The sequence below is a fragment of the Roseicella aerolata genome (assembly GCF_020523605.1).
In the GTDB taxonomy this organism is placed as follows: domain Bacteria; phylum Pseudomonadota; class Alphaproteobacteria; order Acetobacterales; family Acetobacteraceae; genus Paracraurococcus; species Paracraurococcus aerolatus.
Map to the genome: position 1 here is coordinate 1 of NZ_JAJAQI010000032.1, position 25,211 is coordinate 25,211.

15 protein-coding genes and 1 tRNA gene are annotated in these 25,211 nt (G+C 69.2%); 1 reads left to right on the forward strand and 15 read right to left on the reverse strand.

Annotation, left to right across the window (positions count from 1 at the left end; genetic code table 11):
- Window positions 1-96: 96 nt before the first annotated feature.
- The 9 genes from LHA35_RS18940 to LHA35_RS18980 form a co-directional block, all read right to left on the reverse strand.
- The gene (locus LHA35_RS18940) at window positions 97-648 is read right to left on the reverse strand and encodes a hypothetical protein (RefSeq protein WP_226610969.1); all 552 of its coding nucleotides are present in this window, start codon (window positions 646-648) and stop codon (window positions 97-99) included.
- Window positions 649-683: 35 nt separating this feature from the next.
- Window positions 684-2,726: a protease Lon-related BREX system protein BrxL gene (brxL, locus tag LHA35_RS18945; RefSeq protein ID WP_456316087.1), complete on the reverse strand. Its 2,043-nt coding sequence runs from the start codon at window positions 2,724-2,726 to the stop codon at window positions 684-686.
- Between the two features lie 5 nt (window positions 2,727-2,731).
- The gene (gene pglZ, locus LHA35_RS18950; protein ID WP_226610972.1) at window positions 2,732-5,032 is read right to left on the reverse strand and encodes a BREX-1 system phosphatase PglZ type B; all 2,301 of its coding nucleotides are present in this window, start codon (window positions 5,030-5,032) and stop codon (window positions 2,732-2,734) included.
- Window positions 5,029-6,159, reverse strand: coding sequence for a hypothetical protein (locus LHA35_RS18955; RefSeq protein ID WP_226610974.1), 1,131 nt, complete (start codon window positions 6,157-6,159; stop codon window positions 5,029-5,031). The genes pglZ and LHA35_RS18955 overlap by 4 nt, the downstream gene beginning before the upstream one ends.
- A complete protein-coding gene (locus LHA35_RS18960) occupies window positions 6,146-9,472 on the reverse strand; it encodes a BREX-1 system adenine-specific DNA-methyltransferase PglX (protein ID WP_226610976.1) in 3,327 nt (1,108 codons plus the stop codon). Before LHA35_RS18960 ends, LHA35_RS18955 begins: the two co-directional genes overlap by 14 nt.
- Window positions 9,473-9,479: 7 nt before the next feature.
- Window positions 9,480-12,914 carry a BREX system P-loop protein BrxC gene (gene brxC, locus LHA35_RS18965; RefSeq protein ID WP_226610978.1) on the reverse strand — a complete coding sequence of 1,145 codons (3,435 nt, stop codon included), beginning with the start codon at window positions 12,912-12,914 and terminating at the stop codon, window positions 9,480-9,482.
- A gap of 34 nt (window positions 12,915-12,948) precedes the next feature.
- Window positions 12,949-13,482, reverse strand: a complete 534-nt coding sequence (locus LHA35_RS18970; protein ID WP_226610980.1) for a BREX protein BrxB domain-containing protein — start codon at window positions 13,480-13,482, stop codon at window positions 12,949-12,951.
- Window positions 13,469-14,299, reverse strand: coding sequence for a hypothetical protein (locus LHA35_RS18975; RefSeq protein WP_226610982.1), 831 nt, complete (start codon window positions 14,297-14,299; stop codon window positions 13,469-13,471). The genes LHA35_RS18970 and LHA35_RS18975 overlap by 14 nt, the downstream gene beginning before the upstream one ends.
- A 403-nt stretch (window positions 14,300-14,702) precedes the next feature.
- A tRNA-Ser gene (locus LHA35_RS18980) sits at window positions 14,703-14,793 on the reverse strand.
- Between the two features lie 172 nt (window positions 14,794-14,965).
- On the opposite strand from LHA35_RS18980, the gene LHA35_RS18985 reads away from it, so the two are divergent.
- On the forward strand, window positions 14,966-16,057 hold the full coding sequence (locus LHA35_RS18985; protein ID WP_226610984.1) for a TRAP transporter substrate-binding protein: 1,092 nt from the start codon (window positions 14,966-14,968) through the stop codon (window positions 16,055-16,057).
- A 40-nt stretch (window positions 16,058-16,097) separates the two neighbouring features.
- Here the strand turns inward: LHA35_RS18985 and LHA35_RS18990 are convergent, their stop codons facing one another.
- The 6 genes from LHA35_RS18990 to LHA35_RS19015 form a co-directional block, all read right to left on the reverse strand.
- Window positions 16,098-17,486: an HlyD family type I secretion periplasmic adaptor subunit gene (locus tag LHA35_RS18990; RefSeq protein WP_226610986.1), complete on the reverse strand. Its 1,389-nt coding sequence runs from the start codon at window positions 17,484-17,486 to the stop codon at window positions 16,098-16,100.
- Window positions 17,470-19,167 (reverse strand): ATP-binding cassette domain-containing protein, encoded by a 1,698-nt coding sequence (locus LHA35_RS18995; protein WP_226610988.1) that lies wholly within the window; start codon window positions 19,165-19,167, stop codon window positions 17,470-17,472. Before LHA35_RS18995 ends, LHA35_RS18990 begins: the two co-directional genes overlap by 17 nt.
- Window positions 19,164-20,894: an ATP-binding cassette domain-containing protein gene (locus LHA35_RS19000; protein WP_226610990.1), complete on the reverse strand. Its 1,731-nt coding sequence runs from the start codon at window positions 20,892-20,894 to the stop codon at window positions 19,164-19,166. The genes LHA35_RS18995 and LHA35_RS19000 overlap by 4 nt, the downstream gene beginning before the upstream one ends.
- Window positions 20,895-20,899: 5 nt before the next feature.
- The gene (locus LHA35_RS19005) at window positions 20,900-21,610 is read right to left on the reverse strand and encodes a hypothetical protein (protein WP_226610992.1); all 711 of its coding nucleotides are present in this window, start codon (window positions 21,608-21,610) and stop codon (window positions 20,900-20,902) included.
- Between the two features lie 112 nt (window positions 21,611-21,722).
- Window positions 21,723-22,979 carry a glycosyltransferase family 4 protein gene (locus tag LHA35_RS19010; RefSeq protein WP_226610994.1) on the reverse strand — a complete coding sequence of 419 codons (1,257 nt, stop codon included), beginning with the start codon at window positions 22,977-22,979 and terminating at the stop codon, window positions 21,723-21,725.
- Entirely contained in the window at window positions 22,979-25,192 is a 2,214-nt protein-coding gene (locus LHA35_RS19015; protein WP_226610997.1) for a glycosyltransferase, read from the reverse strand. The genes LHA35_RS19010 and LHA35_RS19015 overlap by 1 nt, the downstream gene beginning before the upstream one ends.
- Window positions 25,193-25,211 lie beyond the last annotated feature (19 nt).

Sequence of the window (25,211 nt, forward strand, 5' to 3'; positions counted from 1 at the left end):
CGCCATGTCCAACACTCCCACCGCCCCCGACCAAAGGCCCGAGGCTAGCGTCCGAACATGGGTCAACTCTCAGTGGCAACTTAACCCCAAACCGGGTCAGCTCTCAGTGGCAATCAACAGCACCGGCGTCTGAACCTCGGATGGCGCATTACGGATGTAGCGAAGAGCGTCTGCTCTCTGATCGGCATTCAGCTCTTCCAGGTACCGAACGGCCGCTGCCGTGGAGAACGCCTCCCCTCGGGCCGATCTCTCCGCGAAATTGCTTTCCAGGGCTGTCCAAATCACCGCACCGTAGTGATGCTCGACGGCCCACTCGCTGATCTGGTCGACAAAGCTAGCGTGCCGCTGCTTCGCAGCGTTGCCACCGTCACCCCGAAGATCGACGATACCAATATTGGCTCTCGTAGTGACCTCGCGCATACGCAGGTCCGCGACGGCTGAAGCGAGATCGCCAAAGGCACTGACGGCCGAATAAGTCACGGAGCGCGTGCCGAAGTCCTCGGTCAGCACGAGAGTGAGGCGGCCGTCGTTGGAAATCCGACAGAACTCGACTGGCAACCGCGGGCCAGTTGGCGTGAACGCTTCGCTTGTCTTCAGAGTGCCGGGGTTCCAGATGAGCGAGCCCCAGCCGAGTACGGCAATCCTCATCGCAGCACTTCCAGACTGAACGGCATCAGATTCGGCTATCCGTCATGCAGGGCTTTCCGCAGTGCATCAGCGGGATCGAGGTAGAACACGATCTGCACTCGTGCGGCGGCCTCGTCAGACAGGTCGACAAGTTGGCGCCGGCACGCCACCGGCATCAGTATGGTCGCCGCTCCCTTTTCCATGGCAAGTTCAACCACGTCGATTGGGTTGTGGACGGTCTCGACCGAGCCGCCGAGATTCAGTCCGCCAATGATGGCGAGGCCGCCCTTCAACGGACGAGCGAGCAATGCCGAGCACAGCGCTACAAGCGCGGCGATGCCTAGGTCCGCGCCGCTCTTGCTCGCATCGAATGATCGAAGCTGAACGGCGAACTCATGCTCACGAGGATTTCGCTCTCCAACTAGGTCGCGAGCACGGCCATAGAGGTTCTGCTCCGCAAAGCGGATGCTCTCGCGGAATGGCGCAGGAGGCGACTGGTTCAAGATCCGCACGCCACTGCCGGGCCCTTCTGTGACCTCGATGCGGTAAAGACCTGCCGCTTCATCCTGCCCGCCTGGGCTCAGCGCCCAAACCTGGCCCGCAGGAAGAGGATCGCCTCCGATGCTGTCTTCGCTCTGGAGTTCGGGCGTCGCCACGAAGTGCTCAACGCCATCGGGGCCGATCGAGTAGCTGAATTGCGTGTTGCGGAACTCCGCCGAACCGATCCGCTTCTGCTGCTCCTTCACTCGCCGGCGGACCTCCAGCGCCAGCCGCACAGCCCATTCGAGATCCTCGTCGTTCACGGGCGCCTGAGCGTCCGGGTGCATCAGCTTCAGAAGACCGCTGACCGTCTTGTTCACCGCGTTCTGGTCGCGACCCGACAGCGCGCCGCCGAAATGCACGCGCCCGAGCAGCACATTCGCGCGCGTGCCGTCCCGCAGGCGTGTGAACGCCTCCGCCAGCACATCGCTGACGAGCCCAAAGTGATGAGTGAACAGCGTGCGGCTGACCTTCGGAATGTCCCAGCCTGGCAGATAGGAGTGGATGCGGTCCATGAAGGCGGTGTCGTTCCGCATCTCCGGAGGCAAGGGGCCAAAGAGATGGCCCACACGCTGCTGATGCTGAACATCGACATCGAAGTTGCCGACGAGAACGATGCTGCCCTCCGCGCGGATGCTCTCTCGTCCCCGGGAGAACTCGCCGCTCTCCATATAGCCCTTCATGATGTTCACGCCGTCCTTCTGGTCGAAGGACACGCCTGACACCTCGTCGAAGCAGACGACATCGTATTGGCAGACCAGACCGCGCTGCCCGTTCGCCATGTTCACGAACATTCGGGCCACGGTGGCCTTACCGCCCGACACCAGGTGGGCATAGGGCGAGACCTGCTGGAACAGGTGGCTCTTGCCCGTTCCGCGCGGACCTAGCTCCACCATGTTGTAGTTCCGCTCTACGAACGGGATCATGCGCAGGATCGAGATGTCCTTCGCGCGCGCGCTGAGCTTGCTCGGCTCCAGGCCCACGCTGCGGAGCAACAGGTCCTTCCACTGCTCCGTCGTCATCCTGGCGCGGCCCTCGATGATTCGGTCGAGAATACCGCGCGTCGAAAGCTGAATCGGGCGAACCGCGTTCACCTGGAAAGGCCGGCCGCCTCGCTCCTGCGCGATCGTCGCGTCGTAGCCGAGGTCCACCTCGGCATAGAACCCACCAGTCAGCATCCGCTCGTTCTCGCGGACCAGCTCATCGGCGATCCGCACGTCTGTGAGGCGGAGGCTGGGCAGGGTGGCGAGGTAGCTGTCCGACTTCGCGTCGAGCCGGGCGGTCACGATATCAATCACGCGAACAGCGCCAGTCTCGCGGGCGCGAGACTTCAGCAGTTCATCTTCGCCCGCCCGCACCGTCCGGGATGTAAGCTGGCCGCGGACCAGCTCTACGCCTTCGGCGATCTCTTGCTCATCGGTGGTCGCACAGTACCGGCCGAGCATGAATTCGACGACGTAGGTGGGCACCGGAAACTGGCCCCGAAACTGGCGGACCAGGTCCTTCCGAACGATCAGGCCCTTGAAGGCCTCAGCCGCCAGTCTGTCGAGCGCGTCCAACTCCATCACGAGCCCCCAATCACGACGGGCCGACTCGTAACGACCGTTCCGCCGTCTCCTCGCAGAACCAGCAGCGCAGGCTTACCCTCCAGAAGATCGTCGGGCACCAGCAGCGCGGTCTTACCATCGGCATCGAGCGGCAGGGCCTGCTTGACCACGGATCCGCCTTCGCCATCGGCGCCGAGCAAGATGTCGGCAATCAACCCGTCGCCGCCGTCAGCCTGAATTCGCAGCCTCAACCCAGACCACTCTGCCGTCACGATGGCGGCACGACGTGCGCCAGCCAAGGGAGCGACCAGAATCTCAGGGACGATGGACTCCTGAGGGCTAACCCCGCCATGGGCATAGTCCTGCCCGCCACGGAAGGCGTGCGCGCCTGGCGCCGTCGCCACGGACACCGTGGGGTTCCAACTCCACGGGAGGCGGCGCGCCGTGGTGGCAGCGCCATCCTTGATCACAGCGCAGCGCGACCACTTCGTCTCCGTTAGTCCGGCCTCAAGCTTCGCGATGGGCAGGCCGCCGGGCAGCAATAGCCATCCGTGATCCGTGGCAATGCGCACGCGCCGGCCCGACCGCGCCAGCCGCAGTACGTGACCCGCAAGCGACGCGAGCTCGCTTTCAAGGCGATCGACCATGCGGGCCTGCTGGTCATGCCCATCCCGATCGAAGTGGCCCCGCTCGATCCACCCCGGCTCGCTTCCCACCAATACCTCTTCGGCACGCCATCCGAGTTCGGCCATCTCGCGCAGCAAGATAGGCTGCTCGGCGAGCTTGCCGTCTGCCGAGGCCGGGTAGAAGTCGGTGGTCTGCGCGTTTCCCTTGAAGCGGCTGGCAGCTGGGCTCGCGAGCGGCTTGCAGGTCGCGGTCACCGTGGGGAAGCCCGCCCATCTCCAAGAGATATCCGCTGTGGCGCCCTGCTCACGCACCATCGCCGCCAGGCGCTGCGCCAGGTCCATGCGAAGCCCGTCGACGAATAGGACGATGTCCGCCGGCGTGGCTGGAGACGAGCGGGGCACGCCATCGCGCAGCATCGTCTGGAGCGCCTCGGCATCGCGGTGCAGTCGGGGCGCATAGACGGCGCGAAGCGCGGCGGTGACGGCCGCCCGGTTCTCTACTGCGTGCAGCGCAGCACCGGTGCCGGCGGGCGCAGTGGCTGCCAAGGCAGCAAGCGCAGCCCAATCCGCCTGCCAGCCCTCCGCCGAGTAGGCTGCGGCCAGCCCGTCCGCATCCGCAACCGGCAAGGGCGGCGTCGTGGCGAGCGTGGCCAAGTGTGCGACAGCGAAAGCTAGCGGCGACTGCCCGCGCACAGCCCATGGGCCAGAACACCGCACAGCGTGTTCCTTAGCGAGGGCACAGATCTCGTCGCGCGCTGTGGCAGCGGGCTTGTCGGCGAGAGCCAGCAGCGCTGCCCGCAACCTATCCTCCGCCCGCGCATTCGCTGCGGCGTAGACAGTGGGATCGGCGAAGAGCCCGTCCGGCGCCTCCTGCGCAATCAGCAGCGCCGCGGCGTCCTCGTGGAAGCCGGAGCCGCCCTGCGCGAAGCGGTTCCAGATCGCGTCCCAGCCCTTCTCACGCTTGAGCAGCCGTTGTGCGGCGACGCCCGGCTTCACCTTCGCAGGGTCAATCTTCAGCTCGGTCTTCGCCCGAGCGCAGAAGGCGGCGAAGCGCGCCGGATCCGTTGTCGCGTCAAAGCGCCCGCCAAGCCAGGCCAGCGTGTCCTCTGCCAGGTCTGGCGCAAGCAGGCTGTGCAGCCATGGCGCGTCCAGCCGGCGGTCCCGCAGCTCGGCGAGCGACATCGCGAATAGCTTCGGTGCGGCGGCGAGAAGGGCGAGGCGCGTTGGCTCGTCCTGCGCCACATCGAGACCGAGACCGCCATAGGCCGTCTTCGCCGAAAGGAAGCCGCGCAGAGTCCAGTCACGGCCGTTGGGGTGGCCAAAGGTGCTGCCGCCCACCATCAGCCAGGCGAGGAGCTGGAGGTGCGTTGGGCACTCCTCGGCGGCGCGCAGCGTCTCCCGCGCGACGCCGGGTAGGTAGAGGATGGCGGGCTCGTCGCCCTCCCAACTCACGCCAGGCACGGCGCGGCCGGCGGCGGTGCGCAGCCAGATCGCCGGGCCCTGACGCAGTGCCGGATCGTGGTCGCCGAAGGTAAGCAGATTGGGCAAGGCGCGGCGAAGAGCGGGCAGCAGAGGGGTGAAGTCCCGCCCAGGATCGCACCAAAGCAGGGCCTCGGGCGGCGCTTCGGCGCGCGGGTCGTGGTCGCCGGCGGCGCGAAGGGCGGCGACCAGGGCATCGAGCGGCGTGGTCATGCGGCAGCCTGCGCCTTCGATCGGCTTACTGGCGGCTTACGCGGTTTGCGGGCGGGCATCGGCTCGGTGGCCATCTTCTCGATGTGGCCCGCGACTTTAGCGATGAAGTCCAACGAGACGGTCTCCGGGATCGCGCCATCTTTGGTGTAGCTGGAGAGGTAGCCGGCGCTATGACCCGCCAAGCCGAAGCGCGTGGTGACAATGTGCGCGATCGCCTCGACCTCGATCTCCACCGTCCGGTGGGTGAGGTTCGAGCGAGCGGGCCACCAACCATCATAGTCGCTACCGAGGTGGCCGAGCAGCACATGCGCGATCTCATGGCACAGGATGCCGAACCGGCTCGGGGCGTCGAGCCCCTCATGCACGGCGATCCGCATCTTCCAGTCGCCGCCTGTCAGGTGCCGGGTGGCGAAACCGGCATGGGTGGAAGACAGAGGCAGGAATGCGACGCGGATTCGATGCCCGGCCGCGTTGGCGATGAGTTGCCGCAGCCACTCCTGGTCGAAATCCCCCGTGAACTGCGCGAAGTCGGCGAGCTTCGCGGGCAGGGGCGGGCCATCCGTATCGTCCAGCGCATAGACGAGCATGACCGGGTGCATCGGCGCGAGGATGAGCATGGGGCGGGCGTCTACCTTCACCCACCGCTTGAAGCGATCCGTCCAGGTCTTTTCGGTCGCGTAGAACCCGCAGCGCGGGTTCTGAATGCGCACGAGCATGTTGTTGTAGGCTGAGTAGCGACGGAACTTGCCCATGAAGTCGACCATCTCGCAGAACGAGGCGGAGGAGCGGTAGACAGCGCTCTGCCGCAACAGGGCATCCACGGTGGAGACGACATCATGCTCCTTGGCGCCTTCGCCACGGAGCGCGGCGTCCAGGCTGCCATCATCCTCCATCACACGCAGGTATTCGCGATCCGCCGCCAACAAGCCGACCGAGCCGGCGTTTGCATTAATCGTCTTGATGGCATCCGCGATGTGCCACCGGGCGAGCGGCCCGTGCTTCGCTTCGATGGCTACAACTAACTCGCGCGCCGAGGGGCGCGCCGCGCTGTTGAGAATGTCGCGGACACATGCCCAAGCCACAGCCACCTGGCGATTAGGCAGCTCCATGAGGTCAGCGGCGCCCATCTTGTCGCGCGGCGCGGGCGGCGCGCTTCTCTGCAAGCGTCGTGTGATGGTCGTTACGGCGTTCGCCGTTGAACACGCTGTACCAGGGGGCGGAGGCCACGTCCTTGCCGCGATCCGTGCGGTAGTGAACGCCGTTCGGAACATGGGCGAGCACGCCGGCTTCGATGAAGGGGCGGATGTTGAGGCGAACGCCATCATCCAAGTCGGGGTCCCAGCCGAGCGGCTGCTCGTGCAGGGGCTTCCAGCGGACGAAGATGTCGTAGGGGGCGTCGCCCTCAATGATCTGCTCTAGCTTCCTCTGCAGGATGCGGGCCGCTTCGGCGCGCGGGTCGTCGCCGAGGCGCGCCAGGTGATCGCCCAGCACATGGAAGGCGAGGCGGGAGAGGGCATCACGGGTCAGACGGTGATAGTGGACGACCGCCATGAAGCCATCAGAGCGGCCATCGGTGATCCACCACAGAAAGGGCCGGTCGTGGAACAGCTTGGCGTGCTGGCGAGCCGCATGAGTGCGGAGCCAGGCGTCCAGGGTGAGGCTGCGTGGCGGCTTGTCCCTGGCACGCTCGCAGGCGGCGGCGATGAGGGCAGCTTCGGTCTCTGCCGTCCAGGCTTTGCCCCAGGCCGCTGCGCACCAAGCGCGCAGGCGATCAGCGAGTCCGCGTCCGCCGAGCAGCGGATTCAGGGGCACCAGGCCGTCCGCGTCGGCTGGCGGCAGCGCCGCGGCTTCGGCGATGCGAGCGCGCGCCTCGGTCGACAGTCGCATAGTGGCATCAGTCTCGGCCGGCCAGCGGTAGCCGGCGAGGCGAGCAAGCGCGACGTGGAGTTCGGTGCCTGGCGGAGCGTGCCGTGGATCGCCGTGGAAGAGCCATTGTGTGGGGTCGTCGGAGTAGGGCTCGGGTAGGCCACTCGGGTATTTTCGTTCTGCAATGCTTTGCCAGCGCGGCAGATCAAACGGGATTTGCAGAAGCGTACCGTTATTTGCCTTCATCCCTGTTTCCAGCGCTTGCTTGGCAGCGTAGAACTCAGGAGAAATGATAAACTCGTAGATCGCTGGTATCAAACTCTCATTCTCGACAAAAATCGGGCTCACATTGCTATCGAAAACTTCCGCGGACAGGATACAGCTCGGCAGGGAGCTCATCTGACTCACTGACACAGCACGACGCTGCGCTGCCATACGCTGCCCTTCTTCTCGTCGTCGGATCAAATGCGATCCGTCCAGCCCCCACCACAGCTGCAACATGGCGCCGCCATACAGCAGGCTCTTCTCCACTGTTGTTTGCATGTTACGCCAGCCGTCGCGCTGAGCTTCCATTTCCCAAAAGTATCGAACGAATCGCTCGTCATCCCCAGATTTAACACCCTGATAAGTTACAGCAAAATCTCCCAGAGTCTTCTTTGTTGATCCGGCAAGAGCTACCAGCATTATGCGCTGGCCGGGATTGCCAAGTTGTGAGGCTTGAGATTGACTCGTCACCGGAGCTTCCAACAAAAGCGCTGCTTTCGCTTCAGAATCTCGGCCAGCAGTAGCGTTGACTGACGAGAAACGGTGCCGGTCGCTCGAGACAGACCTGGATGTAGCGCACAAGGCAACATCAACCCGTTCGCCACTTATTGTCTCGAACGCGCGCGGGCCAAGCGAGGCTATAATGTTAAGTTCATCTTCCCGAAGTATATTTCGTCTAAGATCTTGGTAGCTTGGCTGTAACATCCAGCTCTGCGGCATGACCGTCGCTACGGTGCAGGCGGGCTCAGCGAGGTTGCGCAGCCGATCGAGCATCGTTGTTGAAAGGTCGGCCTTTGCCGCTGCAAAGCGCCTTCCGATTTCTGACTTCATTTGTGAATTTTGGCGACGCTCGCCGAGGAATGGCACGTTTGTTATCAGAAGAGACCAACGCCGGGACAATATAGCGGCAGCGTCCGCCATGCCTCGCGCGGCCACAACACCCTCTGCGCGCTCGGGCTCCGCGCCGCGCATCCGCTCGACCAGGGTTGCAATGCTGTCCTCGATGCGGGCCACGCGACGCGGGTCAGCCAGGTCACCGCCCACGGGCTCGATTAAGCTCCCGAGCAGCGGTGCCTGGCGGAAGAGATCGTGCAACGCCTCCAATCCACGCCGCAGTTCGGCATCGCCATTGGCAAGCGCTGCGAACTCGGTCTTCGGCAGCGGCGGTGGCGCACCCACCCAGGCCACGTTCGGCGTCGGCAGCGCGGTTCCGGGTCCACCGATCCGCCAGCCCGTCAGCGCCAGATTGAAGGCCGCGATCTGCACGCAGCGCCCATCAATCTCCAGGCCGGCAAGGTTGTCGCGCAGCACTGCCGCCACCGCCTCACCCGAAGAAAGCCCCTCCTCGGCGCGACGCAGGGCGGCGAGTGCGGAGAGCGCCTCGGTCAGGAAGTGGCCACTGCCACAGCAAGGGTCGAGCACGGCCAACGCCTTCGCCTTCGTCGGCCAGCCGCTGAAGGTGCCGGCGGCGGGGCGCCAGGTGCCGTCCTGCGACTTCACAAAGCGCAGATAGTTCCAGGCATAGCCCGGCAGCGCACAGGCCGCGCGCAGCGCCGCCTCATCTGCGGCCCCGCGCGCCAGCGCCGGCGCGGTGGCTAGGCACTTGCCTGCCCACCAGGCGCCGAGCGTGTTGTGCAGCAAAAAGCGCACCATGTAGGGCTCGGTGAAGAGCTGCGTGACCGCCGGCAGCTCCGCCGCCCCGATCTTCACCTGCGCCTCGTTGACCGCCTTCTTCTCAGCTTCACGCCAGAACTGGTAGGTCCAGCCCAGGCTGTCATCGGCCTGGAAGATGGCAGCATCGATGCCGAGCAGGCGCTGGCGCAGGGTACGCGAGTGCTCCGGCGCCAGCACCAGGCTCTCCACCGGGTCATCCGCCGGGAAAACCCCAGGCAACATGGCGGCAACGAAGCCCGCGGCGACCGACCATTCGTCGGCGCCCACGCCTTCCCCAAAGGCGATCTCTCGACAGTCGTTCAGCGAGAGGGGCGCGCCCGTCTCCTCCCGCAGAAGCTTCCGCTCGATCAGGAAGCGCGCGAAGAGCAGCCTGTGCCATTGGACATAGGCTGCCTGCTCCGTCAGCCGCGTGATGGCCTGAGTGCCATTGGCCGCGCGGGCATCGCCCAAGGCGCGGGCATGGGCGCGCAGGCGGTTACGCTGCTTGCGCTTCTCGGCGTCGAGGTGCGCGGGGGCCTCGGCCTCCGCCACGCCCAGACGACGCAGTGCGTCGGCGGCCGCTGCCTCGGCTTCCTGCCGCGCCGCGCTGATGGCGGTTCGCAGGGCGCCGCGCTGCTCGCGAGTGAGATCGGTCATGGTGGCCTCAGAAGCGCGGGCGGACGGGGCCATTGAGCAGGGCAGCGGCGATCGCCTCCCGGACCTTAGCCAGCCAGGCGTCGAGCGCGGCATCGTCGTACAGCGTGCCGGGGATCGGGACGGTGATGGGCTGCACCTTCGGCAACAGCATCTCCGCTGCTTCATCAAGCGCCGCCTGTACGCCTGCCGGGATGCCGCGCGTCAGCGCGGCCCAGCCTTCCAGGTTGCGTGCGGTCAGTGCGGCGACGATGTCCTCCGCGCTCGCCACCGACGGCCGGGCGATAGGGCGCAGGCCGTGATCGTCGCGGATCTTCTGGCGATCCTCCGGTGTCAGTTTGGGGCTCATCCAGTTCGAGTCTGCCTTGAGATCCTCCTCGGCCTTGTCCATCGCCGCCTTGAAGGCATCGAGCGCCGCGTTGAGGCGCTGGCGCAGCTCAGCCGCGGCGTCCTGGCGGAGCGGGGGGATCGGATCCGGTTCCTCCAGCAAGCGGCGCCGATCGCGGATGTCGTCCATCGCGGCCTGCTGGCCATGCGCGCCGAGCTCAACCAGGCGCAGCGTGGTGCGCCAGGCCGGCAGCCGGGCGGCGATGGTCTGGCAGGCCGCGTCCCAGGCCTTGTAGCTATCGATCAGCGCCTGCTTGCGGCTGGCCGCTTCGATCAGGCGGCGGTTGCCGTGCTCCGCCTCGATTGCGTCGAGGTCGGGCGTGGCCGGTGCGGACGGCGCGGGTGCATCACCGCCGGCAGCCTGTGCTGTGTCACGAAGCTTGCGCAGGATCTCGGAGAGCTTCTCACCCTCCTCATCCGGCGGCACGTGGACGCCGACGGTCTGACCGAGTTCGCGGATGGCTCGACGATGGACAATTGTGACGGTGTCCGCCTCGGGCAGGAAGCGGCAGAGGCTGATCTTCTGGCGCGGGAGGCTGCGGAGCGCCACCTCCTTGCCGTCTTCGCCGAGCGTGCGGATCAGGTCCGCATGGTCGAGCACGAGCAGCGCACCATCTACCGCATCCTGCGGCCATCCATAAGGTGAGCCTTCGAACTCGTCGCGGAGTTCCTTGCCCTTCCGGCCGGCGCCAAGGCGGGAGAGGACGGCCTGGCAGACGGGATGCGTCTCGGGCGTGCCGTTATGGCCGACGTGCTTGAGGGCATCAGCTTGGCCGCCCTGCGCGGCTTTCACCACGCGCTCCCAGCCTGGATCATCGCCGATGTCGAAGCGGGGATAGAGGCGGATCAGCGCCGACTGGGCTGCTGCGTGCAGGCGGTCCTTCAGATAGGTGCCGGACTGCTCGGCGCCGCCGGCGAGGATCACCTTCGCCTCGCGCACAGCGCCTTCGGCGATCTCCTTCACCGTGCGATCCGCGGCAGAGACGCGAGCGGCCAGTGCCTTCTGGGCCTGCTCGCCTTCCGCGGTACCGGGCGCGCCGCGCTGGTCGATGACGGTCTGCGCAGCCAGGCGCTGGCGCAGCGCTTCCTCGAGGCGGTCGGCCTCGGCAGCGTTGCGTTCGATGAGCAGGTGGATGGTAGCGTCCGTGTCGGGCTGCGCGCTGATGTCGGTTGTGACCTGCTTCAGCGTGTCGTCCCAGCCGTTGTAGATGCGAACGGCCAAGCCATCGCTCGGTGCCTTCTCGTTCGGACGAAGACGAACCAGCTTGCGGGCGACAGAGCTTCGGCCTTGCGCAACGCTGGCGAGACCCTTCAGGGCTTCCGACAGTGCTGCGTCGAGGGCACCGCGACGGCGAGAGGCGAGCTCAGAGGGATTGGACTGGAGATTCCGCAGTTCTGCGCGGTAGGCCGCGTCCCACTCGGCGGCTTCCTTCGTCTGCAACCGCCAGATGCCGTCGAGGGGCATGATGGCGCCCGCCTCTTCGAGGGCAGCGATGGCCCTGGGGACTGCGCCCCGGACATCGCCGCCGGCGGAGAGGTCCTCGACAAGCAGATCGGCCAGTACCTCGGTCGTGGGGCGAATGCCGTGGATGTCGGCATCGCCTTGAATGAGGCCGAGCATGTAGACAAGCATCAGCACGCGCGCCTGCAGGCGTTCGTCGGCATTCCCGTCCCGCAGCTTCGTGATCCGCGTGCGCGTTTCCTCGGGCAGCTCGCCGGCCGCGAAGGCCTCGTCGGCGAAGCGGGTGTAGAGAAAATCAGTCGGCACCGCGCTTCCGACTGGCTTGTCGGCCACGAGGCGCGCCGACTCCAGCGCGACAGCCATCTGGGTCCGCAGCGCGCCGGCCATGCCGGATTTGTCGAGCGCGCGCAGCACGCGCTCCCACACGCGGCGGCGCGACGGTAGCAGCGGCCAGTCCAGCACGGCGTCCGGACCATCCTCGGCGCGGTGAGCGACCCGGGTACCGCGCAGGTGCCGCGAAATCTCGCCGGCCCGTTCGTCCAGCATGGCACGGACCTGGTCCGCTCCCTGTCCGGTCTTGCGCAGCACGGTCTTGCGGATGACGGAGTCCATGTCCGCCTCGCCGAGGCTGATGCGGATTTGAAAGCGGCCGAGCAGCTTCTGCAGGTTGGGCAGCTCGTTCAGCGCCTGCTGGCCGGTGCAGACCAGGAGAAGCCGCCCGTCAAAGTCGGCCGCGAGGCGCTCGGCGATATTCTGCACGTCGAGGCTTCGGTTCGGGTCGTTCTTGAGGAACTGCTGCACCTCGTCGAGGACCACGAGGGTGAGGGGCAGCTCCTTCCGGTTCAGCAGCAGGGCGCGCCGAACGGTGGAGGACAGATCCGCGACGGTGATTTCGGGCGGTTGGGGGAAGTCGGCCTTCAGACGGTCCGACAGGTCCCGCGCATTCGCCGCCAGCGAGGGCTTCTCGGCGAGAACGGCCTCACGGAAGGCTGTAGAGAGCACGAAGTTGCGGATCGCGCTTTCGAACGCATCACCCAGGCGCGCACGGACGGCATCGAGGATGCCCTCGTCAGCCAGCCAGAAGGCGACCCGCGCTGCTCGGAAGTCGAGGGGGAGGCCCACGGATTGCAAGACAATGCCCAGCGTGGCGAGCTTTGGATCGTCGGAGCCACCGCCAAGCGTACCGCCGGCCGCGTGCAGCCCGCCGGCGCGCTCTCCCGCCGTGCGGAGCGCGCGGAGCTCGGACAGCAGTTCGGCGGAGGGTTCTGGTAGCAGCGTGCTCGGGCGCGATCCGTCCTCGAAGGGCTGGTCCGTCCAGAGGGCGCAAAGCATCTTCGCCAGGTGCGACTTGCCGGACCCGTAGAAGCCGCTGATCCACACACCCTTCTGGCTGCCCTGCGCCAAACCGGACCGAAACGACTCCAGGATTCGCTGAAGGCCGCGGCCGAACTCGCCATCGGTGATGAAGGTACGGAGTTCGTCCTTCAGCGTCTGCGTCGGGCTGCCGGCACCCGGCGGGAAGATGATCTTCGCAACGCCGTCATTAGGAATGCGGTATGAGCTCGGATCGGTTTGAAAAACCTCACGATTCAGCATTCAGACGAATCCCGGCCATGTCACTGCTGGTTGATTATGCCGGAATAGGGGTCGCTCGGTAACTCCAACCATCGCGGGCATCGAGGAGCCGATAGACTCCGCTCTCGTGCCGACCCGGGAAGAACAGAAGCAGGCGGCCGGGGATCTCGGAGGCCACTTTCTCTGCAATCGTCGAGACGCGGGTCAGGCCGAACAAAGATCCGGCACCCGAGATCGCAAGTATGTCTCGATCACTCAGTGACCTGAGCCGATCTTGAACGACTTTCACAACATGGGCCTCGAAGTCAGGCAGAAGGCCGGGTAGCTCATCAGGTTGTTCTAACAGCCCCTCAAAGAGATCGTGCGCCGCAAACCAAGTGGGGATGAACGATGCTAGATTGAGATTTTCCCATCCGTGCCCAAACTTGCGCGCAATGGCTTCGAATTCATGGAGGCGACCCTGCACGCGCCGCTCCAATGCTTTTTCATAATGCAGGATCCAGACGCGGTAATCGCGCGCGGTCTCCTTCGCCCATGGAAGCGAAGCCTGGCGCTGGAAATGGCTCAGAAGTTCGTCAACCGTTGGCAAGAGCCGTCACTCCGGTGAGCTGGGCCATCGGGCGGATGACATCGATTTGGACGACCCCTCCGCCCACGCGAATCTGGAGGAGACCTTGGGCCTCGGCTCGCCGCAGAAGGGCAATCACGTCCTGCTCCGGCCTGTCGAGCACCCGCATCCAAGGCGAGGCAAGCAGAGCTGGCCCCCCGAAGCCGGCGAGAGCGCCGAGAAGAGCGGCGTAGGCTGCAGCCTCTGCGGACGGCTCGGCCCGCGAGCGCCGCTTGGCGACCTTGCCGCGAAGGTGCCCGGACTGCGTCCACGACGAGGCGCAGTTCTGTGCCAGCGACTTAAGCATCTTGGGAGAGTAACGAGCCGGGTGTCGCTTGGCGAGCGCGGCGGCTAGGTCGGGCCAACGCAAGGCCGTTCCTTCCGGTGTTGCCAGGATTGCGGCCGCGCTATCGCGGAGGAGAGGTTCGCGAGCCAGGGCGCAGAGCAATGCCAGTAAGGGGTGCCCGGACGCCGACCGCCGCCAAAGCATCACCATGACCGACTGGATCGGGAGCGGGTCTACGACTCCGAAAAGAGTGTTGAGTCTTGATAGCGCGAGCTTTCGCGCCGATCCGGTCGGTTTGCCGAGGATGTTGTGGTCAAGGATCGCCTGCGCAACCGTCGCGCTCTGCCCGGGCTCGGATGCCCGCATGACCGCCGACAATTCGTCGAGCATCATGGTCTTGGACAGATGGACGCCGCCAGGCTCATGCCGGAAGCCGAGCGGCTTGCTTGCTCCGGCGTCTGATTCCGGCGTAAACCATTCATCGGTAAGCTGAATTTCGGCGCGTTCCAACATCAGTGTTCCGGGGGCGAGACCCCATTCGTGCCCGTTCTGCGTCCTGCAGGCCAGTGCCACAGTCGACGGTAGTTGGCGAGGGGCGCGGGTCACCGATGCCGTTGTCTGAGGCGGCTATGAAGGCCGTGGACTTCGCGATGCTTTTCGCGGCATGTCGCGGTTGCTTCCATTAAGCAGTTCGAACCACGCGCCGTTAGACAGCCCGCAGGTTCATAATTTTCTTGGATTTTTCTGGGCGTACCAGATCGGGCAGGTCAGGAGGTCCGGAGAGAATTGGCGCCCGGAGAGCGGCTCTCGACCCTCGCCGGCTCGGGCCGGTCAGCAGGTCCGCGCGAAGAACGCCAAAGAACCTGCCACTCAGCGCGGCGGTCGACCTGTCGGAGAGCGCGACGCTCAGGGCAACTGGCGGATGGGGTGGGATTCGAACCCACGATACGCTTTTGACGTATACGCACTTTCCAGGCGCGCGCCTTCGACCGCTCGGCCACCCATCCCGCGCCGCAGGCATCCCCCTCGGGGTCCGGCGAGGGCGCGGACCATAGTGGCGCGGCCCGCCCAGGGCAACCCCACCCAAGCGCAATGATGGAACCTTTTCCGCGGCCTTCTCCCGCCTCGGCTTCCATGGTTCCTGCCGCGCCGCACGAACCCCGGATGAGACCAGAATCCATGGACCGCCGCGCCATCCTGCGCCGCAGCGCGCTCGCCGCCACCGCCGCGGCGCCGCTCGCTGCCCCCGCCATCGTCCACGCCCAGGCGCCGGCCTTGCGCTGGCGGCTGACCAGCAGCTACCCCACCAGCCTCGACGCCATCCACGGCGCGGCGCAGGTCTTTGCCAAGACCGTCGCGGAACTGACCGAGGACCGCTTCCAGATCCGCGTCTTCGGACCGGGCGAGGTGGTGCCGGCGCTGCAGGCGCTGGATGCCGTCCAGGCCGGCACGGTGGAGGCCTGCCACACCACCGCCTCCGCCTATATCGGCAAGAACCCGGCCTTCGCCTTCGCCACCGGCGTGCCCTTCGGCCTCAACACCCGCCAGCAGAATGCCTGGATGTATGAAGGCGGCGGGATCGAGCTGCTGAACGGGCTGTTCCGGCAGTATGATTGCTACAGCCTGCCGCTGGGCACCACCGGCGCCCAGATGGGCGGCTGGTACCGCAAGGAGATCCGGTCCGCCGAGGACCTGAAGGGCCTCAAGATGCGCATCGCCGGCCTCGGCGGCACGGTGCTGCAGCGGCTCGGCGGCGTGCCGCAGCAACTCGCCGGCGGCGACATCTACCCGGCGCTGGAGCGCGGGACGATCGACGCGGTCGAGTGGCTCGGCCCCTATGACGACGAGAGGCTCGGCCTCAACAAGGTGGCTCCCTACTATTACTACCCCGCCTGGTGGGAGGGCGCGGCGAACACCAGCCTCGTCGTCAATCTCCAGCAGTGGAACGCCCTGCCGAAGAGCTACCAGGCCGCCATCCGGGTGGCGGCGGCCGAGGCGACGCACTGGATGGTCGCCCGCTACGACACCCGCAACCCGGATGCGCTGCGCCGCCTGATCGGCTCCGGCACGCAGCTCCGCCCCTTCCCGCGGGAGGTGCTGGAGGCCTGCTACCGCGAAACCCAGGCGCTGGAGCAGGAACTCGCCGGGCGCAGCCCGGAATACCGGAAGATCCATGAGAGCTGGTCGAAGTCGCGCGACGACATGCGCGCCTGGTTCCGGGTGGCGGAGCTTTCCTTCGACAGCTTCCTGGCCCAGGCCTCCCGGCGCTGACGCGCGCGGCCCGGCGGGGCGATCCGCCGGGCCAGTGGCCTCAATCCCGGAAGGCGCGCCGTGCCGCGTTGCGGATCGGCGTCCAGAGATAGCTCAGCGGCGTCCGCTTCTCCCCCAGTACGTAGAGCTCCACCGGCATGCCGGCGAAGAGCCGCAGCTCGGGGAAGCGCGCCAGCGTCTCCGGCTCCAGCTCCGCCCGCACCGCGTAGTAGTTGTTGCCGTTCTGCATGGTCACGATGTCGGGGGAGACATGGATGATCCGCCCCGGCAGCACCGGCAGCTCCCGCATCCGGTAGGCCGAGAGGCGCAGATTGGCCCGCTGGCCGACCGCCACCTGCTCGATGTCGGATGGCAGGATATGCCCCTCGACGATCAGCCGGTCCTCGGCCGGCACCAGATCCATGATCGGCTGGCCGGCGGCGATGCTGCTGCCGGGCGTGAACATCTGGATGTTGATGACCCGGCCGGCCTCCGGCGCCACCACCTCCCGCCGCGCCAGGATGTCCTGCGCCGCCCGCAGCTGCTGCGCCGCGCTGGCGACCGCCGCCTCGGTGGTCTGCAGGTCGGTGGCGATCTCGGCGAGCCGGGTCAGGCGGAGGGTCGCGAGCTGCTTCTCGCCCTGCGTCACCGCCTCTCGGTACTGCGCCGCCTGGGCCGATGCCGCGCCGGCCGTGGCGGCGAAGCTTGCCTCCTGCCGTTGCAACTCGAGCACGGTGAAGCGGGAGGCATAGCCCTGCACGAGCAGCCGGTTCAGCCCGGCGATCTGCTCGCGCGCCGAGCGCAGCTGCCGCTCCGCCCCCTCCTTCTGGGCAAGGGCGCCCGCCATCTGCTCCTGGAACTGGTTGACCTGCCGCTCCTGCACCGCGACCTGGCCATCGTGGTTTGCCCAGCGCGCGGCGAACAGCGCCCGCTCGGCCTCGAGGAAGACCCTGATCGCCGGATCGGCGGCGGCGGCCTTCGCCAGGTCGGCGGGGAAGTCCAGGCTGCGCCGGTCCTCCTGCTCCGCCCGCAGCCGGGCGATGCGGGCGCGGCCGCTCCAGAAGGCCGCCTTGGCCAGATCGGCCGCGGATTCGGCCTGGGTCACGTCGAGCTGCGCAAGCGGCTGGCCGGCAGCGACCAGGCTGCCCTCCTTCACCTCCAGCCGGCGCAGGATGCCCGGCTCCAGCAGCGTCACCGTCTTGCGCTTGCCCTCGGGGATGAGCTGCCCCTGGCCCAGCACCGCCCGCTCCATGGTGGTCAGCGTCGCCCAGCCACCGAGCGGCAGCAGGGTGAGGGCCAGCACCAGCAGGGCGCGGCGGGTCAGCCGCGCGACCGGCGGGGTGCGGATGGCGGCCTCCAGCTGCGCCTCCAGCGAGGGGCGGGGGAGCGGAGAGGGAAGCGGGATCGCTCCGGCGCGCCCGCCCTCGGCGCGTTCAATGAGCTGCTGCAAAGCCGGTCTCCTGCATGGCGGCTTCGGGGCGCAGGCGCTGCACCTCCCACGCACCGCCGGGGCCGAGGATCAGGCGGGTGTCGGCGACATCCGCCCAGGTCTGGGGCTCATGGGTCACCACCAGCACCACGCCGCCGCGGGCGCAAGTCCGCTCCACCGCCGCCCGCATGGCGCCGCGGGCGGCGCCGTCGAGGCCGACCTCCGGCTCGTCCAGCACCAGCAGGGCCGGCTCCCCGAACAGCGCCCGTGCCAGCCCGACCAGGCGGCGCTGCCCGGCCGAGAGGCCGGCGGTCTGTCCGGCCGGCGTCTGGTAGCCGAGCGGCAGGTGGCCGATCATGGCATGCGCGCCGGCCGCCCGCGCCGCGGCCACCACCGCCTCCGGCGCAGCGCCCGGCCCGCGGCCGATATTGGCGAAGACATCCATCTCCAGCAGCTGCACGTCCTGCGGCAGGTAGCCGATGCGCCCGCCGAATTCCTCCCGGTCGCAGCGGTGGCTGTCCTGGCCGTCCAGCAGCACCCGCCCCGCGCCCGGCTCCAGCAGGCCGAGGGTGAGGCGCAGCAGGGTGCTCTTGCCGACACCGTTCGGGCCCTGGACGGTGCAGACCGTGCCGGGCGGCAGGTGCAGGTGGATGCCGCCGATGATGGGCGCCGGCCGGCCCGGCGGGTGGAAGCGGAGGCCGTCCAGCAACAGCCCGGCCGGGGCCGAGGGGTCGCGCGGCAGCACCGCCGGCGCCGCCTCCTGCCGCATCACCGCCCGCAGCCGCTGCCAGGCGGCCACGCCGCCCGCCCAGCCCTCCCAGGACTTCATGAGGTGGGAGAAGGGCTGCAGCGCATTGGAGGTGAGGAAATAGACGATGATCAGCATGCCGGCCGTGGCCGAGCCTTCGAAGAGCAGCAGGGCGACATAGAGGAAGGCGCCCATCTGGATCAGCTCGGCGGCCAGCGCCTCGATGCCGTGCAGCGCCTGGGCACGGCGATGCGTCGCCTCCTCCGCCGCCAGCGCCGCGCCGTAGCGGTGCTGCCAGCGCGCGAGGGTGGCCGGAACGAGGCCGAGGCCGCGCACCAGGTCCGGATGCGAGAGCTGCCCGGAGAGCTCGGTCGCCGTCTCCGCCATGGCGCTGGCGCTCGCCTGCAGCGACCCGCGGGTGATGCGGTGCATCAGCAGCCCGAGCGCGGCGACCAGCACCGCGCCGCCGAGCCCGATGAGGCCGAGGCCGGTATCGAGGCCGAACATCAGCAGGATGGCGATGACGGCGCCGATCAGCTCCAGGAACAGCACGGCGGCGCGGCTGGCGAAGAGCGACTGGACCCTGGCGATTTCGCGCAGCATGGCGGCGCCCTGCGCCGTGTCGGTGCGCACCGCGTTGCGCACCGCGGCCTGCAGCGCCTCCGCCCTGAGGGTCAGCCCCAGCCGCTCCGCGATGGCGCCGAGCATGGCGCCGCGCAGATGGCCATACCAGCCGGAGAGGATGGTCAGCAGGCCGAAGAGCAGGGCGAAGCCGATCGCGGTCGCGGCGTTCCCCGTGTCCAGCACGCCGTCGCTGATATGCTTCATGACCAGCAGGAAGGCCAGGAAGGCAAGCTGGCTCGCGGCGGTCAGCAGGATGAGGGTGGCGATGAAGGCCGGCGTCACGCCGACATCGCGCAGCCGGAGCCCGGCCGGGCGCAGGGCGGCGCTCATCGCGCCACCATCGCCGGGCGGCGTGCCCGCTGTCCCTGTCCCCGGCCCTCCAGCAGGGGCTGCTCCTCGCCCGCCGGCACCAGCGCGCCGCGGCGGATCGCCAGCACGCGGTCGGCGACCGCGAGCAGGTTCGGACGGTGGGTGGTGAAGACCACCGCCGTGCCCTCTGCCCTGAGGCGCCGCAGCAGGCGCGCGACCTCCGCCTCGCCCTCGGCATCCAGCGAGCCCGCCAGCTCGTCCAGCAGCAGCAGGCGCGGCCGGCCGTAGAGCGCGCGGGCGAGGGCGATCCGGTGGCGCTGGCCCATGGAGAGCTGGTAGCCGCCGGTCAGCGGCGTCGAATAGCCCAGCGGCAGGCCGATGATCGTGGCATGCGCCCCGGCGCGCCGCGCCGCCTCCATCACCTCGGCCATGTCCGGTTCCTCCAGCCGGGCGATCGCCTCGGCGACCGTGGCGCGGGAGAGCAGGGCATCCTGCGGCAGGTAGCCGACATGCCGCGCCAGCTCCCGCCGGTCCCACTGGCTCGTCGCGTGGCCGTCCAGATAGGCGCCGCCGCCGCCCGGGCGCAGGATGCCCATCAGCAGCCGCAGCAGCGTGCTCTTGCCGCTGCCGGAGGGGCCGACGATCGCGACGATCTCGCCCGCCCCGACCGTCAGGTCGAGGTTGCGGAACAGGGCCGGCTGCGGGCCGCGGAAGCCGAAGCCCAGGTGCTCGGCGGTCAGCCGCACGGCCGGGCGCGGGAAGGCGATGCCCTCCGGGATCGCGGCCGTCGCCCGCACCATGGCACGCAGCCGCCGCCAGGCATCGACGCCCTCGGTCAGGCTGCGCAGATGCATCCCCAGGCCCATGAAGGGGCCGACCACCATGCCGATCAGCAGGATGGAGCCGGCGAAGGCGGTGTTGACGTTCTGGCCGCTCAGCATCAGCGCGGCCATGGTGAAGATGATGCCGCCGCGCAGCAGGCCGGCCAGCATCTCCAGCAGGGTGCGCAGCCGCTCCGCCCGGCGCTCGCTTTCCCAGGCCTCGGCCGAACCCTCCGCCGCCGCCTCGACCCAGTGCCGCACCAGGCGCGGCAGCATGCCCATGGCCAGCACCGCCTCGCCCGAGCGCATCGCATCCGCCGCCATGCCGAAGGCCCGCGTGCGGGAAGCGAAGGCGACCGCCGCGGCGCGCTGCGCGGCGCGGGCCATCAGCAGGCTCACCACCGCGCCCAGCACGCAGAAGATCAGGCTCATGACGAAGGCCGCCCAGTGCAGGGCGAGGATCAGCGCCAGCAGCACCGGCGCGGTGACGAGGCCGAGCGCGACATGCGGCAGGTCGCCCGAGAGCGCCCGGCGCATGGATTCGATCGCCTCCAGCGCCTCGCTGGAGAGCACTTCCGCCCGTCCGGCGCGCTGCGCGGTGCAGAGCACGGCCGGCACGGCCAGCCGCTCCGCAACGTAGCGGGAGACGGTGGCGACCGCCCGCTCCTGCAGGTTCCGCAGCGCGGTGACGGCGGCCAGCGCCATCAGCCAGAAGATCCCGGCCGCGAACAGCGTGTCGGCGCTGAGCGTCACCGGCAGCAGGCTGAACAGGCCGGTCTTGTTGATGATGATCGCGTAGGCGATCAGCAGGCTGACCAGGCCGAGGCCGAGCATGAGCGCCATCCAGCCGCCGACAACGCGCAGCGTGTCCTCGATGGCGCCGCGCAGCAGCGCATCCGCCGAGCCGGGAGGGGAGGGGCTGGCCATGCGGCTCAGGCCAGGGCGCGGAGGAGGGCGGCCGCCAGGGCGCCGGCCGAGAGGCTGGCGAGCAGGGCATAGAGCACGGCCTGCCAGGGATCGATCCCGCCGCGGGCCGGCGCCTGCGGCGGCGCGGCCAGTTCCGCGAGCCGGGCATCCAGGCGGGCCAGCCAGAGCTCCATATGGGCGACCCGCGCCTGCAGCTCCTCGCCGGCCTGCCCGGCATCGGGGTGCGATGGCTGGCCGGCGCGCTCGCGCAGCGCCACCAGCTCGCGCTTCAGCTCGCGCTGCTCGGCGATCACGCCCTCCACCATGCGCTGCAGCGCGCTGCCGGCGGGCGGCTCCTCCCGCCGGGGCAGGCGGGCGGCGATCTGGAACTCCCGGCCATCGGCGCCGAGGGCGACCACCGCCACATCCTGCATGCGGTCGCGGCATTCGGCGCGGACCGGCAGCTCGAAGGCGTGGCAGCCATCGCCGATGCCGGCCTTGGCGAGGTCCGGCCGCGCGCCATCGGCGATCGTCTCCGCCAGGGTCTCGCCGGCGAGGCGCAGCAGGACCCGGACCCGATGCGCCGGATGGCCGAAATCCCAGGCCCAGCCATAGAGCCGGTCGGGTGTCGCATTGTCGATCACGCCGCGGACGTCGGAGGGGAGGCCCGTCGCGGCGGGCGCCTCGGTCACGCGCCCGGCCTCCGGCATCGGGGCATCCGGCTTCAGCATCATCATGGGGTGGGAGTCCCTGGCTGCGGCGGCTGGGTCACGCGGCCCGCGCATCCTGCGCGGCGCGGCCCCGCCGGGGAGCATCGAACTGCAATGAAGTTATTTTGCTGGAATGCATTCAGGCGGCGCGGGCCATGCGCTGGCGCCCCAGGATCTCGCGGTAGAGGGCGTGGTGGTGCGCCGCCGCCTCGCCGATGGTCACCGGCGGCCGGATGCCGGCCACCAGCCGCTCCCACAGCCCCTCGGTCTCGATGGCCCGGCGCATGACGCGCGCGAGGCCGGCCGGGTCGGCAACCGGGGCATGCAGCCCGTCGACGCCGTCCCGCACCATCTCCGCCATGCCGCCGAGATCGCCGCAGATGACGGGGCGGCGGTGCAGGAAGGCTTCCTGGATCACCAGCGGGGCATTCTCCCACCAGATGGAGGGCAGCACGACCCAATCGACCTGGGCCATCAGCCCGGGAAGCTCCGCCGCGCCATAGGGGCCGCGGTGCCGGGCCTCGGGCGCGGCGGCGAGGCCGGCGGTGAAGCCTTCCATGAATTTCTCGGACTGGTAGGCGGCGCCGCCATGCAGCGTGAGGGCATGCCCCACCCCGGCCTCCGACAGCCGGCGCGAGGCCTCGAGCAGTACGAGGCCGCCCTTGAAGCGGTTCACATGGCCAAAGAAGCCGAAGCGGTCGCGCCGGCCATCCGGCGCGGCGCGGTGCGGCGTGGGCGCCGCGGCGGCGATGCCGTTGCGCATGACCAGGATCTTCCGCGCCGGCCAGCCGGCGGCGATGTAGCGGTCGCGGGCGAATTCACTCGGCGTCAGGATGCGGTCGCATTCGCCGAGGACGTCGCGCATCTCCAACTCGCGCATCACGAAATCGGCGCCCGGCCGGCCGGGGAAGCAGGCCTGGCAGCGGTCGAGCGAGGGGCCGGGGCAGAGCCGGCCATCCGTCGTCAGCAGCTGGCCTTCCTGCGGGCAGAGCGGGAAGAAGTCGTGCGCGGTGAAGACCAGCTTCGCCCGCGGCGCGGCGCGGCGGATCATGTCCACCGTCTCCACGCCGAATTGCAGGAGGTGGTGGATATGCACCACCTCCGGCCGCAATTGCCCGATCACCGGGGCGAGCGATGCAAGCCCATAGGTGTCGGGCTGCGCCAGGCCGAAGCGGTCGAAATGGCCAAGCCAGACCAGCGCCTCGTCCGGCGCGTCGCCGATGCCCTGCAGCAGCGTGCCGGGGCGGAGTTCGCGATGCGCGCCGGTGACGGCGGCGAGGAAGAGGCCCTCCACCCCATGCTGCTCGCGCAGCGCCCGGAACAGGCCCCGGGCAAAGACCTCGGTGCCGCCGGGCTGCAGGCCGGGATGGTTGTGGCAGAGGAAGAGAACGCGCATCAGCGGCCTCCCGCGCCGGCATGCCGGGCCATCAGCGCCGCGATGTCGGGCGCCCAGCGGCGATGGTGCAGGCCGCGGTTGTAGGTGGCGGCCAGGCTTTTCGCATAGCCGCCATGGTCGCGGATCGACTGCCGCTCGAAGTGGAAGAGCTCGGCGGTCGGGACATAGCCGATCTCGCCGCCATCGGCGCGGAGCCGGAGGCAGAGGTCGGAATCCTCGTAATCGCCGATGACGTAGTCGGTGCTGATGCCGCCCACCGCGCGCCAGGCCTCGGCGCGGACACAGAAGGCGGCGCCGGTGATGCCGGGCACGCGGCGGGCGACCTGCGCCGCCGGGAAGTGGCGCGGATGGCCCTTGAAGTAGTGGTCGTTGAACCACTCCGCCTCGCCCGGCATCTGCAGGAAGTAGAGCCCGGCATGCTGCAGCGAGCCGTCCTCGAAGAGCAGCTTCGGGCCGACCGCGGCGAGCTTCGGCTGACGCCGCAGCGCGGTCAGCATCGGCTTCAGCCAGCCGCGCGCCGCTGGCACCACATCCGAGTTCAGCAGCAGCAGCACCGGCGCGCGGGCCTCGGCGGCGCCGGCATGGCAGGCGGCGCCGTAGCCGTAATTGCGCGGCTGGATCACCAGGGTGAGCGGCAGGTCGTGCAGCCGGTGCAGGCCGCGCAGCAGGTGCTCCACCTCGTCGCGCTGCTCCGGGCTGTCCAGCACATAGATCAGCTCGACCTCGCGCAGGCCGGGGTCGCGGGCGAAGGCGCCAAGCTGGGTGCGCAGGAAGCGCAGGTTGCGGTAGAGCGGCACGATGACGGCGGCGGCCGGGTCGCGCACCGGCAGGCCCATGCGGATCACCTCCGGCGCGCCGCGGCCGGCCATGACCAGCGCATGCAGCCGCCCGACCGGCGGGGCGATGGCCTCTGCCATCAGCACAGGCGTCGCATGCGCGGGCGCGATGGCGGAGAGGATCGCCTCCCGCGCCGCCTGTGGGTGCAGGAGTCCCGGCGGGGCCGTCAGCGTGACCTGTTCCCCGGTGGTGAGGCCGAGGCGGAGGCGCCATTGCGCGGCGGGGTGTGGCGCGCCTTCCGGCAGGTGCAGGGCGAAGCCGGCGCGGGCATCGGCGCCGCCATGCGGGGCGCCGGCATACTCCTTCACCAGGTCCGGCCGTGGGAAGCGCAGCAGCGCGGCCTGCGGCAGCCGCTGCTCGCCATAGGGGCTGCAGAGGGTGAGGCTGGCAATGAGGCCGAGCGGGTCGCGCAGCCAGCCGCGCAGGAAGAGCCCGCCGGCATGGTCCGGCACGGCTAGGTCCAGCCCGGCGCCGAAGGGCTCGCCGGGCGCCGCGTGCTGGCGGATGCGGGCCGGCGGCGCCAGCAATTGCTGGTCCCGCAGCAGGCGTCCCATGGCCGGCTCCGCCGGGGCGCGGCGGAGCAGCTCGGCCTGGGCCGCGGCGTGCAGGGCGCGGGCGCGCGCATCCCTGCCACGCGCGAGCTGGACGAGGCCCGGCAGGCGGGCCCTGACCGCGGGCAGCAGCACCAGCGCCTCGCCCTGGGGCGGGACCAGCCAGGCCTCCGACGCCCCCGTCTCCGGCAGGATGGCGGTTTCGCCCGCCAGCGCGACGCGCCGGAGGCGGCGCGGCCCGAGCAGGAGATGCGGCCCGGCCGGGAGGCCCGGGGGCAGGGACCAGAGCAGCGCCTCCGGCCCGCATCGCGCGGCGGGCTCGGCCGGTCGCGCGGCGGCGCGGGCGGCGGCGGCGGCCAGCCTTCCGCAGGCGGCGGCCAGCGCCGGATCCTCGCCGGCGCGGAAGATGCCGAGCGCCTTGCCGGCGATGAAGCGCAGCAGGGCCAGCAGCGGCCCGGGCTCGGCGGTGCCGAGCAGCGCGACGGCATCCGCCGTCTCCCGCAGCCCGACCGCATGATGTCCGCGGTCGGGGCCCAGGAGCGTCAGATCGGCCCCGGGCGCCAGGCCCGGCTGGGCGCGCGCCAGCAGGAGATGCAGCCGCTCCTCGCCGACCGTCAGGCCCTGCCAGGAGAGTGGCGGGCGCAGCGCACCGGCGGGGCCGTGCAGCACCGCCTCGGCTGGGCGCGCGAGGCCGGGCACCTCGGGCATGGCCAGCAGCACCAGGCCCGGCGAGAGGGGCAGCATCCCGGCCATGGGCTGCGCCGCGGCTGCCAGGGATGCCGCCGGCAGCCTGTCCGCCGCGCCGAGAAGGAGACCCGCCGTCATACGGATCAGCTAGGCGGCA

Bases quoted from the DNA above. Each gene is read 5' to 3' on its own strand.
- LHA35_RS18940 (WP_226610969.1), bottom strand. From the start codon at position 648: ATGAGGATTGCCGTACTCGGCTGGGGCTCGCTCATCTGGAACCCCGGC.
- pglZ (WP_226610972.1), bottom strand. From the start codon at position 5,032: ATGACCACGCCGCTCGATGCCCTGGTCGCCGCCCTTCGCGCCGCCGGC.
- LHA35_RS18955 (WP_226610974.1), bottom strand. From the start codon at position 6,159: ATGGGCGCCGCTGACCTCATGGAGCTGCCTAATCGCCAGGTGGCTGTG.
- LHA35_RS18960 (WP_226610976.1), bottom strand. From the start codon at position 9,472: ATGACCGATCTCACTCGCGAGCAGCGCGGCGCCCTGCGAACCGCCATC.
- brxC (WP_226610978.1), bottom strand. From the start codon at position 12,914: ATGCTGAATCGTGAGGTTTTTCAAACCGATCCGAGCTCATACCGCATT.
- LHA35_RS18975 (WP_226610982.1), bottom strand. From the start codon at position 14,299: ATGTTGGAACGCGCCGAAATTCAGCTTACCGATGAATGGTTTACGCCG.
- LHA35_RS18985 (WP_226610984.1), top strand. From the start codon at position 14,966: ATGGACCGCCGCGCCATCCTGCGCCGCAGCGCGCTCGCCGCCACCGCC.
- LHA35_RS18995 (WP_226610988.1), bottom strand. From the start codon at position 19,167: ATGAGCGCCGCCCTGCGCCCGGCCGGGCTCCGGCTGCGCGATGTCGGC.
- LHA35_RS19000 (WP_226610990.1), bottom strand. From the start codon at position 20,894: ATGGCCAGCCCCTCCCCTCCCGGCTCGGCGGATGCGCTGCTGCGCGGC.
- LHA35_RS19005 (WP_226610992.1), bottom strand. From the start codon at position 21,610: ATGATGATGCTGAAGCCGGATGCCCCGATGCCGGAGGCCGGGCGCGTG.
- LHA35_RS19010 (WP_226610994.1), bottom strand. From the start codon at position 22,979: ATGCGCGTTCTCTTCCTCTGCCACAACCATCCCGGCCTGCAGCCCGGC.
- LHA35_RS19015 (WP_226610997.1), bottom strand. From the start codon at position 25,192: ATGACGGCGGGTCTCCTTCTCGGCGCGGCGGACAGGCTGCCGGCGGCA.